This window comes from Paenibacillus sp. BSR1-1 (assembly GCF_030403775.1).
GTDB lineage: Bacteria > Bacillota > Bacilli > Bacillales > Cytobacillaceae > Neobacillus.
This window is the reverse complement of record NZ_JAQMWQ010000006.1, coordinates 237,861-253,065: the sequence shown is the minus strand read 5'-3', so window position 1 is coordinate 253,065 and position 15,205 is coordinate 237,861. Positions and strand designations below refer to the sequence as shown.

At 38.5% G+C, this 15,205-nt stretch carries 15 protein-coding genes; 2 read left to right on the top strand and 13 right to left on the bottom strand.

Annotated features, from left to right (window positions below; genetic code table 11):
- Positions 1 to 44: 44 nt before the first annotated feature.
- A complete protein-coding gene (locus PH210_RS12775; protein WP_289985817.1) occupies positions 45 to 509 on the bottom strand; it encodes a hypothetical protein in 465 nt (154 codons plus the stop codon).
- Positions 506 to 970 (bottom strand): GNAT family N-acetyltransferase, encoded by a 465-nt coding sequence (locus tag PH210_RS12770; RefSeq protein WP_289985815.1) that lies wholly within the window; start codon positions 968 to 970, stop codon positions 506 to 508. The genes PH210_RS12775 and PH210_RS12770 overlap by 4 nt, the downstream gene beginning before the upstream one ends.
- Positions 971 to 1,117: 147 nt before the next feature.
- On the opposite strand from PH210_RS12770, the gene PH210_RS12765 reads away from it, so the two are divergent.
- On the top strand, positions 1,118 to 1,435 hold the full coding sequence (locus PH210_RS12765) for a putative quinol monooxygenase (RefSeq protein ID WP_289985814.1): 318 nt from the start codon (positions 1,118 to 1,120) through the stop codon (positions 1,433 to 1,435).
- A gap of 75 nt (positions 1,436 to 1,510) precedes the next feature.
- On the opposite strand, the gene PH210_RS12760 is transcribed toward PH210_RS12765, so the two are convergent.
- The 5 genes from PH210_RS12760 to PH210_RS12740 all read right to left on the bottom strand — a co-directional run bounded on the left by PH210_RS12760 (position 1,511) and on the right by PH210_RS12740 (position 8,629).
- Positions 1,511 to 4,648, bottom strand: a complete 3,138-nt coding sequence (locus PH210_RS12760) for an AAA family ATPase (protein WP_289985813.1) — start codon at positions 4,646 to 4,648, stop codon at positions 1,511 to 1,513.
- A complete protein-coding gene (locus PH210_RS12755; protein ID WP_289985812.1) occupies positions 4,645 to 5,790 on the bottom strand; it encodes an exonuclease SbcCD subunit D in 1,146 nt (381 codons plus the stop codon). The genes PH210_RS12760 and PH210_RS12755 overlap by 4 nt, the downstream gene beginning before the upstream one ends.
- Before the next feature lie 164 nt (positions 5,791 to 5,954).
- Entirely contained in the window at positions 5,955 to 6,155 is a 201-nt protein-coding gene (locus PH210_RS12750) for a cold-shock protein (RefSeq protein WP_026575162.1), read from the bottom strand.
- 350 nt (positions 6,156 to 6,505) lie between these two features.
- A complete protein-coding gene (locus tag PH210_RS12745; protein ID WP_289985808.1) occupies positions 6,506 to 6,862 on the bottom strand; it encodes an ArsR/SmtB family transcription factor in 357 nt (118 codons plus the stop codon).
- A 21-nt stretch (positions 6,863 to 6,883) separates the two neighbouring features.
- A complete protein-coding gene (locus tag PH210_RS12740; RefSeq protein WP_289985806.1) occupies positions 6,884 to 8,629 on the bottom strand; it encodes a SulP family inorganic anion transporter in 1,746 nt (581 codons plus the stop codon).
- 343 nt (positions 8,630 to 8,972) lie between these two features.
- Between PH210_RS12740 and PH210_RS12735 the strand changes: the two genes are divergently transcribed.
- Positions 8,973 to 9,764 carry a TIGR00266 family protein gene (locus tag PH210_RS12735; protein WP_289985804.1) on the top strand — a complete coding sequence of 264 codons (792 nt, stop codon included), beginning with the start codon at positions 8,973 to 8,975 and terminating at the stop codon, positions 9,762 to 9,764.
- Between the two features lie 337 nt (positions 9,765 to 10,101).
- Here the strand turns inward: PH210_RS12735 and PH210_RS12730 are convergent, their stop codons facing one another.
- The 6 genes from PH210_RS12730 to PH210_RS12705 all read right to left on the bottom strand — a co-directional run bounded on the left by PH210_RS12730 (position 10,102) and on the right by PH210_RS12705 (position 15,155).
- Positions 10,102 to 10,581: a DinB family protein gene (locus PH210_RS12730; RefSeq protein WP_289985802.1), complete on the bottom strand. Its 480-nt coding sequence runs from the start codon at positions 10,579 to 10,581 to the stop codon at positions 10,102 to 10,104.
- A 72-nt stretch (positions 10,582 to 10,653) separates the two neighbouring features.
- Positions 10,654 to 11,667 carry a hypothetical protein gene (locus PH210_RS12725; RefSeq protein ID WP_289985801.1) on the bottom strand — a complete coding sequence of 338 codons (1,014 nt, stop codon included), beginning with the start codon at positions 11,665 to 11,667 and terminating at the stop codon, positions 10,654 to 10,656.
- Positions 11,664 to 12,539: an ABC transporter permease subunit gene (locus PH210_RS12720; RefSeq protein WP_289985800.1), complete on the bottom strand. Its 876-nt coding sequence runs from the start codon at positions 12,537 to 12,539 to the stop codon at positions 11,664 to 11,666. The genes PH210_RS12725 and PH210_RS12720 overlap by 4 nt, the downstream gene beginning before the upstream one ends.
- A gap of 119 nt (positions 12,540 to 12,658) precedes the next feature.
- Entirely contained in the window at positions 12,659 to 14,119 is a 1,461-nt protein-coding gene (locus PH210_RS12715) for a DUF4153 domain-containing protein (protein WP_289985799.1), read from the bottom strand.
- A gap of 69 nt (positions 14,120 to 14,188) precedes the next feature.
- Complete coding sequence (locus PH210_RS12710; protein WP_289985798.1) at positions 14,189 to 14,827, bottom strand: HAAS signaling domain-containing protein; 639 nt, start codon at positions 14,825 to 14,827, stop codon at positions 14,189 to 14,191.
- Positions 14,808 to 15,155 carry a PadR family transcriptional regulator gene (locus PH210_RS12705; RefSeq protein ID WP_289985797.1) on the bottom strand — a complete coding sequence of 116 codons (348 nt, stop codon included), beginning with the start codon at positions 15,153 to 15,155 and terminating at the stop codon, positions 14,808 to 14,810. Before PH210_RS12705 ends, PH210_RS12710 begins: the two co-directional genes overlap by 20 nt.
- Between the last annotated feature and the right edge of the window lie 50 nt (positions 15,156 to 15,205).

Below are 15,205 nucleotides of genomic sequence, written 5' to 3'. Positions count from 1 at the left end.
AAACCATTAAGGAGCCTCAATTTCTGGGCTCCTTAATGGTTTTATTAAAATCCTATGGTTTTCAAATCGTTTAATAGCATGGATTTTTCATTTTCGTTTTGAACTTGTTCGGCATATTCTTGTGCTTGTTTTACAAGTTCTAGTGCTAGATCGCTCTGTTTCAAAAGGACATTCGCCCGTCCTAATGCTTCGTACGCATACCCCACATAAAAGGGTTCTATCTTATTCTCTAAACTAACATCAAGGCAGCGCTCCGCATAGTATTGTGCTCTTTCCCCGTTGCCAACGGTTGCGTACACTCTTGAAAGCTGCCAATAACCAATCGATAGATTTTTAGGCGTGTGGTTCTCTACCTGAGTCCAATGCCAAAAGGATGAATGGGCAAGATGGACCATTTTCTCCTCCTCTTCTATCGTTCTTTCATTCAGATCAAGGACATCCCACGTTTTATTGAAATATTGTACGGCAAGTTGTTTGTGTGTGAAAGTTGATGTTTCTTTAACTGTCAAAGTGATCCTTCCTTTCTTTTCTCGAAATGGCTAATAAATAATCCAGGTACAACCTCAATATCCTCTGTTAACTGAAACCCATTTTTAAAATAAAGATTCTTGGCAGGGCTGTTTTCTTTCCCGGTTGATACTTTAAATATCGGTAAATCAGAATGATTTTTTTCAACATAAGTCAAAAGCTTTTGCGCGATCCCTTTTCGAAAATGGTTTGGATGGACAACCATTCGGCAAATCGTAACCTCTTTCCCTTCAATCGTGTAAGAGATAGCCCCCACCAATACGCCATCTTCGAAATATCCCAAAAAGGTTTCTCCACTCTCGATTAGATCCTCCATGGACTCCTTTAAGGGCGGTATTTCGAAAAAATTGATTAACTCTGCCTCAACAAGATAGGAAGCTCTTTGAAGGTCAAACAGGTCTTTAAGTAAACAATCATTTTGAAAATTGATCTCGCTAATCATGGTGCTTTCTCCCTCTTTAATGTGATATCCTCTTTTACCTTTCTACATTTCTAGCAAAAATACCTCTCTTTTTGGATGTAGTGTTGTTTTATTTATTTTTTAAAATTGGGTATAGTTAATTTAATCAGAATATAAGGAGGAAATTGCATGTCTGCGGTAGTTTTTATGGCCCTTTATCGGCCAAAACCTGGTAATGAGAAAGAATTGATGAAAGTCCTGAAAATACATATCCCTACTTTACGTCAAGAAGAGCTAATCACAGACCGTGAGGTATTAACGCTTCAAGCCGAAGATGGTACCATTATCGAAATTGCTGAGTGGAAATCGACGGAAGCGATTGAAAAAGCACACCAAAACCCAAATGTTATGGCTGTTTGGAATAAAATCGGCGCAATAGCTGAATTGACTAGTCTATCAACTCTTGCTGAAGCTCAGTACCCGTTTCCTAACTTTAAAGCCCTTTAAAATTGGGGACAAGGTGGAACTAATAAAAAGAAGCAGTGCGATTTCACCGTAAGTGAAATCCACTGCCTTTTAAAATTAGTTTATAAACATAAATTCAGTCGTACTTCCGGTCTGTCCTGAAATAACTTCCAGTCTGACATCTATTCGTTCTTTTAATTCCGGGACATGGGAGATGATTCCGACCAGGCGCCCGCTGCTTTGGATATCCATTAATGCTTCAATTGCCTGATCAAGCGATTCAGGATCAAGTGTACCGAAGCCTTCATCAATAAACATCGTTTCGAGGGAGACGCCGCCAGCATAATTTTGAACAACATCCGCAAGACCTAACGCTAAGGATAAAGATGCCTTAAAGCTTTCACCGCCGGATAAGGTTTTAACATGGCGTTCCTGCCCTGTATATTGGTCAAATACAAGCAATTCCAAACCGCTTTGGGCATTTCCTTTTGAACGGTCTGTTTTCCTTAACAGCTGAAAGCGCCCAGAAGTCATTTTCCTTAACCGCACATTGGCTTCACGAAGAATATCGTCCAAGAAAGATGCCAGTACATACCGTTCAAAGGTAATCCGGAAATTATTCTGCCCTTTGGCAATCTCGGAAAGATGGCCGATCAGCTTGTACCGTTCTTCCAGCATCTTCATTTTTTCATTCAGACGTTCAACCTGGCTATAGATATCCTCATTATCCCGTTTTTTCACAAAAAAATCGGTACGTTGATTTGTGAGATTTTCAATTTCATTGCTAACCTTGCTTAGCTCGGACTTAATTCCCTCAACATCTGGTGCTTTTACATCTGCCAACAGTTCCGTTAACTCTCTCAAACGATCTGTTACTGAACGCAGCTCTTCACGATAATCGCGGATTTCATTTTCAAGCCTGCGAATTTCATTTTCAACTATTTTCGAAGCATGGTACACTCCGAAATTTTCAAACCCCTGTTCAGAGAGTCTATTTTTGAAGATTTCACGCTCTGTATTGAGCTCTTCCTGCTTTTCAACAAAGTGCTTCATTGCATTCTGTAATCTTGCCGTTTCAGCCGCAAGCTTTTCTTTTACTGTTTGCAAACGCTGCTGCGCGTCTTCCAACAATTTCACCAAGTATTCATAGCTTTTACGTGAAACAGCTAGTGCTTTTTCATATTCAGCCTCGGAACGAAGGTTCTCTGGAATAACATTCATCAATCTAGTCAGATTTGTTTTCTTTTCTGTAAATTGAATCGTTAATTCCGTTACCTCTCCAGCAAATTGCTGGATCTCTTTTTGTAATACTAGCTTTTGAGCTTCTCTTTTCTCTATCTCTGTCTTCACTTTCTCTAGTTGTTCAATTTGTAGCGATAATTCTCTTTGTGTAAGAATAAGACTATTTTTCGCAGCGACAACTTCTGACTTAACGATTGAATAATCACTTTCTTTAAAATCGGACCGCTGTGTACGAATTTCCTGCAATATTTCATCCAAGGCTTCCTTTTGGACCTTTTCGGCAGATTGGCTTTGGTAAAGGGCCGCCTCATCGGCAGATTTTTCTTTTTCCAAATGGGCCGCTTGTTCTTTCGCAGCCTTCATATCCTGTTCCGTCGGAATGGTGTCATCATGCTTATTGGCTAGTGCAGGATGGTGCTCAGAACCGCACACTGGACATGCCTCACCTGTTTGAAGCCTTGCTGCTAAAAGTGATGCCTGGCCATGAAGCCATTTATTCTCTAAAACTTCCACAATTGCCTTAGCATCTGCTAATCTTGCAGCTGTATTTTCATACCGTCCCGTGGTATGTTTAAGATTTTGCACCGCATTTTGGTGGCGAATTTGAAGTGTCTGATATTTTTCTAGACGCTCTAACTCGGCATCAAGCTTTTCTACCTGTCGCTCATTTTCTAGGAGGGTAAGCTTTCCCTTTTCGATTTCTGAACTTTGCTGCTGTAAAAATTTAAGCCGTTCATCTAATTGCTCTAGTGTTTGTTCAGAATGACGATGTTTGTCCTTAAGGTTTTTTAATAATGCCTCCACTCTAGAAGCCTCTTTTACCATAGCAGCAAATGAATAAACATCCTCTTTCATATTCAAAAGTCGATTAACCTCTTCCAGTGCGGAATTACGCTCTCCTTCACGGTCTATCTCTTTTTGAAGCTGCCCTTCATATTGGGCAAGCAGCTCTTGTAATTTTTCGATATCGACTTTTATTGATTGGACATTTGCTCCAAGTTGGTCTTCTTCTTTTTTCAAGCGATGACATAGCGCTTCTTGCTCGGCTAAAACAGCAGCCTTTTGGGCCCTTTGAACCTGCTTTTCTTTTTCTGCAAACAATTCCTCTTGAGAAATCAGTGTGCCTCGCTGTTCCTTCAATTCCTCTTTCGTTTGCAATTGTTTTAGGATGGCTTCGGCTTCGAAAAGCTGATTCTTCAGCTTGTCCTGCTCTCGGGCCTTATCTTTCAATTGAAGGTCCAGCTGTTCGAGCTTTTCTCCTAATCCTGCTATTTCTTTTTGCAGGAGCGGCATGATAATAGTATCGTTCACGCTGTCTGCTTCCAAAAATTCACGCAGCTCTTCATTTACAACTGCATTGACACGGCGAATAGCTACATTCCTCGCTTGAACTTGATCTTCAACAGACCTTTTCAGCTCGGCAGCTTCATCCCTCAGTTTTTCTTCGACCATTTTATAAAACTGGGTATGGAATAGTCTTTGTAAAATGACTTCCTTATCCTTACTGTCAGACGTCAACAGCTTTCGGAATTCACCTTGGGGTATCATTAAAATTTGCCGGAACTGATTCGCATCGATCAGCATAATTTCTTTAATTTTCTCTTCTACATCGGTGATTTTTGAAGCGAGCAGCTTTTTCTCACCCGACTCATCCAACACATAAAGCTCGGCTTTTGCACCAATTGAGGTAAAACCGTCCCCTTTGTCTTTTTTCTTCTGTTGCTGAGGCGACCTGGTGATTGAATACACTTTGTTTCGAAGGGAAAAATCTAATGTGACCTCAGTTAATAGCTCGTCCTTGGCAAATTGACTTCTTAACTCAGGACCGTTCCTGTCCTCCCCGCTCGCTTTGCCATAAATGGCATAACTAATAGCATCAAAGATCGTTGTTTTGCCTGCACCCGTTTTTCCAGAAATCACAAACATCGTCCGATTTCCCAGCTTGGAAAAGTCAATCGTCTCAGTACCTGCATAAGGGCCGAACGCCTGCATCGTCAGTTTTAATGGTCTCATTTCACCATTTCCCCCTTTAGTACTTTTTCAATAACCCCAACCACTGCATCCTTTTTATCCTGGGTAAATTCGGACGTGGTCATTTCCGTATAAAATTGCTCGAATAACTCAATCTCTGATTTTTTCTCACTTCTGACAGCATTGAAAGACTGCTTTTTCTTTAAATCAGTAACATCAATTTTCCGCTCAAGATGCAAAACATTTGGAAATACCTGTCGCAGTTTATTAATCGGATCAATTAAGGCCCCTTCATCAAGCAGGGTGATTTTTAAATAGTCATGGATTCGTTCTTTTTCATAAAAGTGCGGGTCAAGTAATTCTTCCAAATGTCCTTCTAGTTCCCTCATATCATGTTTTGGTGTGAGGGAGCGGTAGCGATGAGTAAAGTTACCTTTATCATCCATTTCAATGATCGAAATAGATTTGTTCTGTTTGGCTTCGGAAAAAGAGTATTTTAAAAGGGATCCAGAATATTTCACTTTGTTGTGTTTAATCGCATCCGGACTGTGTAAGTGGCCAAGTGCAGTATATGAAAATGGTTCAAACAGTTCGGCACCGACACATCCCGAGCCGCCAACCGACAGAATCCGTTCGGAGTCAGAGGTTTGTCCTCCCAGCACAAAGGCATGACCGACCAAGACATTAGGTTCATTCGGATTAAGCGTTTCTTCCATTTTGCCAATCAGTGTTTTCATCGCATCCTGATGAGAATGGATGGAATCATCTCCTAGGAGCTGTCTTACAACACCCGGTTCGGCATAAGGCACGAGATAAAAGTTTACCCCGTTGATATGGACGGGCTTGAAGCTGTTTGATAACTTGCCAGATAAATAGAATTGGCTATGCTTGTACCACGAGCTGCCAAAAGAAAGTCTTTCAGCACTATCGTGATTTCCAGCAATGGCCACGACAGGTGTTTTTAATTCAACATTAATTTTAAAAAGAATTTCATCAAGTAACTCAACGGCATCGGTTGGCGGAACGGAACGATCATATAAATCGCCTGCGATGATAACCGCATCAGGCTTTTCCTCGGCGACAATTTCTATAAATTGTTCAAGTGCTTCCCGCTGATTTTCTGTCATATATACACCATGGACCAGTTTGCCTAAATGCCAATCGGCTGTATGGATAAATTTCAAGTGCTTCACCCCACTGCATTTTTTCTCAATGATTCTATTATAGCAAAATACCATGTATTAAGGTCTTGGAAATGCTGGCAGTTTACTGGAATTAAGGGTAATATTTTTGTAAAATAAAAAACAGCCCGGCAATTTACCGGACTGTTATAATTGGTTTTTTTAAATTACTTTTTAGTTACGTTAGCAGCTTGTGGTCCACGAGCTCCTTCAACTACTTCGAAAGAAACTTCTTGACCTTCTTCTAAAGTTTTGAAACCTTCAGATTGGATTGCAGAATAGTGAACGAATACATCGTTTCCGTCTTCTGCTTCGATGAAACCGAAACCTTTTTCTGAATTAAACCATTTTACTTTACCGTTTTTCATGTGAAAAAATCCTCCTATTGGCTTGAATAAAAGCCATGTGTAAAATTCACCAAATTACAACGTGATAGCTTTACTTCAGTTCCTTATCCAAACATCGGTTAAAACCTTGAACAAGCTTGTAACATAAATCTAATCTCGTGCAACGGCTGTTTAAAATATACCGCTTTTAGGCTTATATGTCAAGAATTGTACTATTGACATAAACCAACACGTTTCTACAAATCTACCAATTTCTGTTTGGAATTTGACTATTAAATTGGGTGTAATTCTCAGGCAGACAATGACAATGCAGGATTTTGTCGAAAAATAATTGTAATCGTTTTCTGTTGCTCACAATAAGACCGAAGAATTTAATTCTTCGGTACCATGGTTTCCTCTTCTTCATCTTCTTTAAATTTATCCAATATTGTAATGGTATCAACAAGATGATTATTAAAGATTTGTCTAGCAACAGCCAACAGTTCAATAATCATTGGGTCCTTCAGTGTGTAAATGACCTTATTTCCCTCTTTGGTTCCTGTAACAATATTTTTGGCTCTTAAAATCGTAAGCTGTTGGGAGACAGCAGAGCCTTCACTGCCAACCAGAGTTTGGATTTCGTTGACGTTTTTATCCCCTTCTGCTAATAGCTCCAAAATGCGGATTCTCAATGGATGCGCCAGTGCTTTAAAAAAATCCGCTTTAAACTGCTGCATTTCAAGATTCAATTCTTCCACTCCTAATTATTATTAGATGGTAGCTGTTAGTCCCTTCCTACCTTCAACAGCCTCAGTGGCAGATAGCTTCTTACATTCCCTGAAGGCAAAATGCTTACAGCCAAGGCATTTATTTTTATTAATTTGCTCGAGGGCATATTGAATGGCTTCTCCAGTATGCTCAAAAAAATGCTCTCCGCCAATCGTTTGAAACAACCCAGTTCTCTTTAGAACGCTTTCCGGCTGGGCATTTAAGCCTGATATCAATACTATACCATTTTTCGAAAAATGATGAACAATACTAGATAAATTCGCTTCACCTGTTGTATCCATCAACGGGACTCTGCTCATTCGCAGCAATAAAATTTTGGGGCGGTAGTTTATTGTGCTCATGATGGTTTTTTCAAAGGTTTCGGCTGCCCCGAAAAATAACGGACCTTCAACATTAAAAATGCTGATTTGCGGACAGTCATGTGTATCAGTGACCATACCAGTCTCTACTTTTCCATTCTTATGCTTTTGATTTGGCAAGGCCTTCGCCGTAACCATTAGGTCGCTCATCCGTTTTGTGAACAAAAGGGCTGACATGACGAGCCCCACCTCAACCGCGGTTGTCAAATTCACAAAAACCGTCAATAAAAACGTAACTAAAAGTACTAGTGAATCTGTCGATTTTGTTTTTAAAATATGAGCAAATACCTTCCTTTCACTCATATTCCAGGCGACGACCATCAAAATAGGTGCCATGCTGGCAAGCGGGATGTATGAAGCGTAAGGTGCAAAAAACAGCAGCACGATCAAAACAACAATACCATGAATGATCCCTGAAAATGGCGAAACAGCACCATTTTTTATATTTGTAGCTGTCCTGGCAATCGCTCCAGTTGCGGGAATACCGCCGAATAATGGGGTGATCATGTTTGCGATTCCCTGCCCAATTAGTTCCTTATTACTGTTATGCCGGCTATTTGTCATCCCATCGGCCACAACAGCAGACAGCAGGGATTCAATTCCTCCCAGCATCGCAATGATAAAGGCGGGCTTCAATAATTTCATAACTTGCTCAAGATTAAGGTTCGGTATATGGAGTGAAGGCAGTGTACTTGGGATTTCTCCATATGCCGTTCCAATGGTTGCGACTTGTGACGGATAAAATAGGGTTGCCGCAAGTGTGGATACAATTAAGCCAATAAGCGGACCTGGAACCTTTGGTGCAATTTTTGGTGTAAAAATAACCGTAATTAAACATATAAGTGCTGTGATAATACTAAAAACATTCGTTGAGTTAAGATGGACCATGATTTCTTCAATGTTGCGTATAAATTCCTCATGCTTCTTGATTCCCTCTAAACCTAAGAAACTAGCTAATTGTCCAGTGAAAATCGTAACGGCAATCCCTGCAGTAAACCCGATTGTTACTGGCCTAGGGATATATTTAATGAGGGTCCCAAGCTTCAGCACTCCCATCAAGAGAAGAATAACTCCTGCCATAAACCCAGCAATCAGGAGATTTTCATATCCGTATGTCACTACTACTCCAAATAAAATTGGAATAAATGCACCAGTAGGACCGCCAATTTGATATTTCGATCCTCCCAACAGAGAGATGAGAATCCCGGCAACAATCGTTGTATAGATTCCATACTCCGGCTTCACCCCCGAAGCAATGGCGAACGCCATACCAAGTGGAATTGCGATAACCCCGACAATCAAACCTGAGAGCAAATCCTTTGGTACGCTTTTTAATGAAAATTGATGGAACCTTTTTTCACTAAACATATAAACCCTTCTCATCTTTTTATTTTTGTATATCTGATTATTTGAATATAGAATAATTCACATATACTAGCAAGAGTTTTGTTTGAAAAATAAACCAAAATTTTTTTCTTGTGTTCTTTGGCCCATAAATGTTAAGATAATTAAGCGATGAGCTGAATTGTGTAAGCCGAAAAACATTCCTTTTAGGAACACACAATGTGGAGTGTGGTTTTTCGCCTCAATACGCAAAAGACGTCTGTTTTTGACAGACGTCTTTTTATTTTATCTTCATTTAAAAATAGTATATTTCTCCTAAATTTTTTATAATGTAAATAGGAACTATTTAAAATTTGGAGGGATTACAATGAATAATCATGAAATCGATTACAAGATATATGGCGATGATATGCAGTTCGTGGAAGTTGAGCTTGATCCTCATGAAACGGTTGTGGCTGAAGCAGGCAGCTTCATGATGATGGAAGATGACATACATATGGAGACCATTTTTGGTGATGGATCTGCTGGCGGCGGTGGCGGCTTGATGGGAAAACTTTTTAGTGCAGGTAAACGGGTTCTTACAGGTGAAAGCTTGTTTATGACTACCTTTACCAATTCGGGAGCAGAAAAAAAGCGGGTTTCCTTTGCCTCTCCTTACCCTGGTAAAATCATTCCAATGGATTTAAGTCAACATGGCGGGAAAATCATCTGTCAAAAGGATGCATTTCTTGCAGCCGCAAAAGGGGTTCAGGTAGGAATTGAATTCCAGCGAAAAATTGGCGCAGGCTTTTTTGGTGGAGAAGGCTTTATTATGCAAAAGCTGGAAGGCGATGGTCTGGCGTTTGTCCATGCCGGGGGCACGATAATAAAAAAAGAACTTGAACACGGCCAAACATTACGAGTGGATACAGGCTGTTTAGTAGCCATGGAAAGCAGTGTTAGTTATGATATTGAATTTGTTAAAGGTGTTAAAACTGCCTTATTTGGCGGTGAAGGTTTATTCTTCGCTACGTTACGTGGTCCAGGGGCCGTTTGGATCCAATCACTGCCATTCAGCCGCCTTGCCAGCCGTGTATTTGCTGCAGCCCCTTCCCGCGGAGGCAGTAAGGATGAAGGCAGTATTGCAAAGGGAATCTTTGATATGTTTAGTGGGGATTAATACTAAGCATGAGCAGGGTCATCTAGACCCTGCTTTTTTTGTGGCTTCGATGCTAGGCAAAATTTGTAGAATACCTCTTAATTTTTGTAGAATAATCACTTATTTTTGTAGAATACCCAGTTATTTTTGTGAAATCTTTCTAATTTTTTGTAGAATACCAATTAATTTCGAAGGCAGCCTCTTGGTTTTGTATAATACTCCTTATAATTTGTAGAATTCACTCAGAATTTCGTAGGATCCCTTTATAAATTTGTAGAATACTTATTAATTTTTGTAGAATTTTTCCTTCCTCAATAAAAAAACCGGACCGAGGTCCGGTTTTGATCATCTATCCTGATTAACTTACACCTTGTTCCTTTTCCCAAGATCCCTGCATTTTACGAAGGGTGACAATTTGACCAATATGATGAGCATTGTGAAGTGTGATACTTGTTAAAGTCTCAATCCACGGATGATTCGTATCCGGAACGGGCTGATCAAATTTCGAATCCTTACATTCACTCACCTCTCTATACCAATCAGTCATAACAGCATTGAACCTCTCGACAGCCTCGGTCCATTCTAGCACATTAGTGAAAGTAGTATCATTATCCCCTTCCATTTCAGGAATTGGAATTTCTTTAAACCGCTTTAAATATCGTTCATTCCAAAAAACCAAATGACTGACGATTTCCAAAATGGAGTTTTCGGATTTCTCCCCTTTCCATAATGCCTGCTCAGCGGTAAGCCCTGCTGCAGCACTTTGAAAGGATACAAACCAGCCATTTTTGTTATGACATAATAAAAACTGCTCAAGGATGACATCTTTTCTGTTCATAGACAACTCTCCCCCTATTTTTATACAAAGATATTCACAATGACTTTTATTTAGTTCAAAAATATCATGCTGCTAAAGCTTCTGAACGAATTCAAATAAGCCTCGTTTCACAAAGGATCGGGATTCATCCTTAGAGATCTTTTTCTTCTTTTCCCTCTTTTTCACAACCTGCAGGCCACTCATGTTTTCTTCCAATTCTTTTTTAATCATATTAACAATAGCAATGACAATAAAAAACCCAATCACAGGACTAAAGATAGTCCAGGGTGCAAGCAAAAATTCATTAAAGTTCTGGCCGATTAATCCGGCCCATTCATTAGTGATTGTTGCCGGATGTGGCGGTGGATTATCTGGGTCATCAATTCCAAAGATTCCCGCCCGATTCCTTCCGCCGAGAAACATTCCAAACAGCCCAAGCTGCATCGTTATGTGAAGCGTACTGATCAGCTGCTGAACGGTAAATAAAACGCTGTATGAACGTAAATGGGGCAGCAAATGTCTTTTTATAAGATGAAATTTACCAGCTCCCATCAGAATAGAACTTTGAACGAAGGATGTTTTTAATAACTCATCCGTTACATCTGAAGCGAATATTATTACAGACGGTACGCCAATAAAAACGAGAATAATAATTTGATAGGTTATAATCGATGAAATGGAAACATCATTAAAATCCCCGACAATCGGAATCATTAATATAATACCTATGAGAATTAAAGGGATATAACGAAAAGGCAGGAAAAAGTCCTTCACATAACTTTTTAAAAAAGGGGCCCAGATTGATAGAAAAATCCCCAATAATCCTCCAATTAACACCCTTAAAATAGCAACTCCAAATGTAGAAATGAGCGTGAATTTTGCCCCAAATAGTAAAAGCCAATGAATATCTTCACCATTTCGATTAGTTCCAAGCAAATGCTTTTCGGAAGGTGGAAATGGTGCCCTGCCAGTGATCACTCCTTGTTCATTTTTAACTAAAACCTGATGATTATAATCTTTCGGTCCGTAAGCAGGATAGAAATTACTCATTAATAACAGAAGAAGAAGTAACGAAGAACCGATGATTGTTTTTTTATATTTCGTCATATAGATACGCGCTCCTTCCCTCTTATTAACTTTGAAATCGTCCAGCCTGCTGCTTCAATGACCAACAATGGAATCGAAAACATTAGCAAACAGACTACGAGCGAGACGAAATCTCCTCCCATAGAAATGATTTTAAAAAATTGCTGTGTAAATCCATTAATGTTAAACAAATATTCAACTAAATAAATATTGGAAAGTAGTACCCAAACAATGGTTCTGAGCTGTAATACAGAAAGTGGAAAAATGTTTCTCATAATATGTAAAAGCAGGGTTCTAAGGCGTCCGATTCCTTTGGCTTTCGCGTAGAGCACGTATTGCTGGGATTGTTCGTCGGTTATAACCTTAATTAAAAACTGAATCAATAAAAATAAAGGCAGGAAGGAGACTGTTATGATTGGGACAAAGTATGGCTTTGCACCGAAAACCCCATATAACTGTAAAAATTTAATTCCTGTTTTTTTATATAGTATTATGACAAAAAACTGAAATAAAAAAATCACTAACAAATCTGGGACTGCTTCAAAAAAGTTAATACCACTTTTTAAACTATTTCTCAGCTTTTCCGGAGCAAGAATAACCAAAACTGCAAATACCAAACCCATGAAAATAATAAAAATTAAACTAAAAAATAGTATCGTAATGGAATACTGATAACTTTCCGCAATGTTCAATTGCTTAAAAAACGAAAGATAGGCTGCATCCTTTATTCGAAATAAAGATTGAAAATCTGACCTCACACCCAACCAAAACGTTTCAAAATTAAACACAACATGGTCTTTTCCAATTCCTAATAAGGATGGAAGTTTAAAAATAAATAGGAACCCTGCAATAATCAAAACTAATCGAATAATATTACGTAAAAATCTTTTCATTTCATCCCCCCACAAAAATCAACTTTTTAAAATATTCGCAATTTAGATAGACGAAATATTTTTGAAAAAGTTACACAAAAAAAGAAAAGCATGCAATTTTTTTTTTGCATGCTTTTTTTCTAGTTCAAATCAAGCTTCTTAAGCTTAGCGAATGTCTGCTCTCTTTTTAAATTATAGGACTGCCAAGGGTTATTTTCTGTTAGGGCCTGCTGCTTCCGTTCAATCAATATTCCTTCTAGTCCCTTTATCGATTTATCCTTTTCATAAAGGTCAATCAATCCCATTACACCTGTGTAGGAAAGGTCGTTGAGATAGTATATATCGATCTTCCCGCTTTCCTTGTAGCGATCCATATTCTCCTTTACCACCATTTTATCTAAGTCAATAACTGTGATGGCTGTGAAATAAATTAAAGAGGAAATAAAGTAAAAATGGAATAATGACAGTTTTTCAACCCAAACTTTGACCAACGTATACATGAAAATGACAACAAGGAATATCATGAACGAATGGGCAAGTATCCTGGTAAAGGTGAATCCATAGGCGTCCTCGTACATGCCTAAACGCATAAAGGCAGATATGAGCATAATAAAACTAGCCAATACCAAAATGGTAAGCAATATTTGCATAAACCGCTTTACAAAATTAACACCATGATTAACGACGGTCAGGACAACTACAGTAATCGATAAATTGATCATCGTTACAAACAATAGTTCAAAGAAGCCTTTTCGTGCGTATTCTGCGTACGTATAATCCCCTTGCAAAGTACCGCTGAAGAAATATTTAAACTGAACCATCGTAAATAATAAATATACCATATTGATTACAATTAAAACCGTAATGGTAATAATTGAATCAAGTTTGGACCCTGGATCGTTAACGGTCTGTTTGATAACTTTAATTTGTTTTTTAGAAAGAATCTGCATGAATCCAAAAAAGCCAACGGTATAAAAGAGTATAACTACAACCCTAAAAATACTTTCTACATCGATGACGTTGAACCAATCCGGTATATCTCCTATCATCCGTTTAAACTGTACATCAGCTGACATGAGTAAATTTAGTACGATAAATAAAACGGGCAGTGAAATGACCAATCCAATAAGTACTTTTTTCCATATGACGGCTTTCTCCTCGTTAACACCTTGTTTCAATCCCTTTGCAAACACACTAGAAAAAGCCGCATTATATTTTACTGAATCTAAAAGCATAGAAAACAAATATGGAATCATTCCAAGTTGATTCCACTTCATTTGTTTCGGGCTGGTGACTAAAACAAGATGAAAGATGACAAAGCAAGGAATTGCCATTAAATTAAGTCCATAAAAAACTTCGTTGTCGTTCAAGAAAAAGCTTGCAGACAGGAGCCAGATGCAACAAAGAATCAGATAGCCTATTCTTTGATGAGAAAAAGTGTATCGGCGGTAACGCCAAAAAAATACCGTGTAAAAACCTGCAATAAAAACAAAATAAGAAATGCCAATTTTACCTTGGAAAAATGCTTCTTCCCCTAAAATACCTAGCAGTAAGCATAAAACCAAAAACAGCCAATCTGATTTACTAATTTTTGTTTCCATCGTCATCCCTCTTTTATGTAGATTTTCTATATATATAGTTTTACTAGGTATATACTCAAAAAAAACTGCTTATATCGACGCTTTCCTTCCCCAGCGGTAACCAAACCAGCTAATTGGATAAAGAAAAATGGTAAAAATGATACAAGCAAAAATAAATGTTTTCGTTAATAATGGTGCAAACCATGAATGAGGTATGATTTCAAATACTGTCAGAACCATTAACAATAAGTTTGGAATTAGAGAAAGTAAGAACGTTTTTCTTAAAAGGTTTTTCCCCTTATGACCAAAACCTTTGCCGATTTCATATCCGAGCAATGCCCAAAATAACATGTATAAAAAGGCAATAAGAATAGGAATTGCAGTTAATTGGCGCCAAATAGCAGACAGCCATTCCCATTGATAAAGATTATGGGCTAATGTTAATAAGCTTCCTCCACCGAAAAAGATGATATTTAACAGAATGAACAGCCATTTCATATTACTAGGAGTAACCGAGAGCTCCTCATTCCACAAGCCAGAAATCTCATCCGGACTGCCCAAACGGGAGACAATTCTATTATAGATTTCAGCTTCAGTATTACAATCATAGGATTCAACCAAGATTTCTTCAATATGGGATTCATATTCAAGAAGAATATTCTCTTTTTCTTTATGGTTTATCAATCCTTTTGATAGTTCATCAAGAAACCTACTCTTTGACCGTTCCATGCTTCGATCTCCCAATTACTTTATTCATAACTTGAACAAAATCCTGCCATTCGCGAGTTTTCTCATCTAACAGTTCTTTTCCGGCATTTGTAATTCGATAATATTTACGTGCGGGACCTTTTTCTTGCTCCTGCCAATAGCATTCAATATACTCCTGCTTCTCCAGTTTGTGCAAAGCCGGATACAAGGTCCCTTCTTTCACGCTCAAGCCATTATCGCTGCGCTGTTCCAGCTCTTTCACTAATTCATAGCCGTACATATCGCGCTCGTTTAATAATTGCAATAAAATTAACGAAGTACTGCCTTTCACTAATTCGCGGTTAAACATTTTCTCACCTACCTAGAAATATTAGGTACATAGAAATTCTACATCGTTCC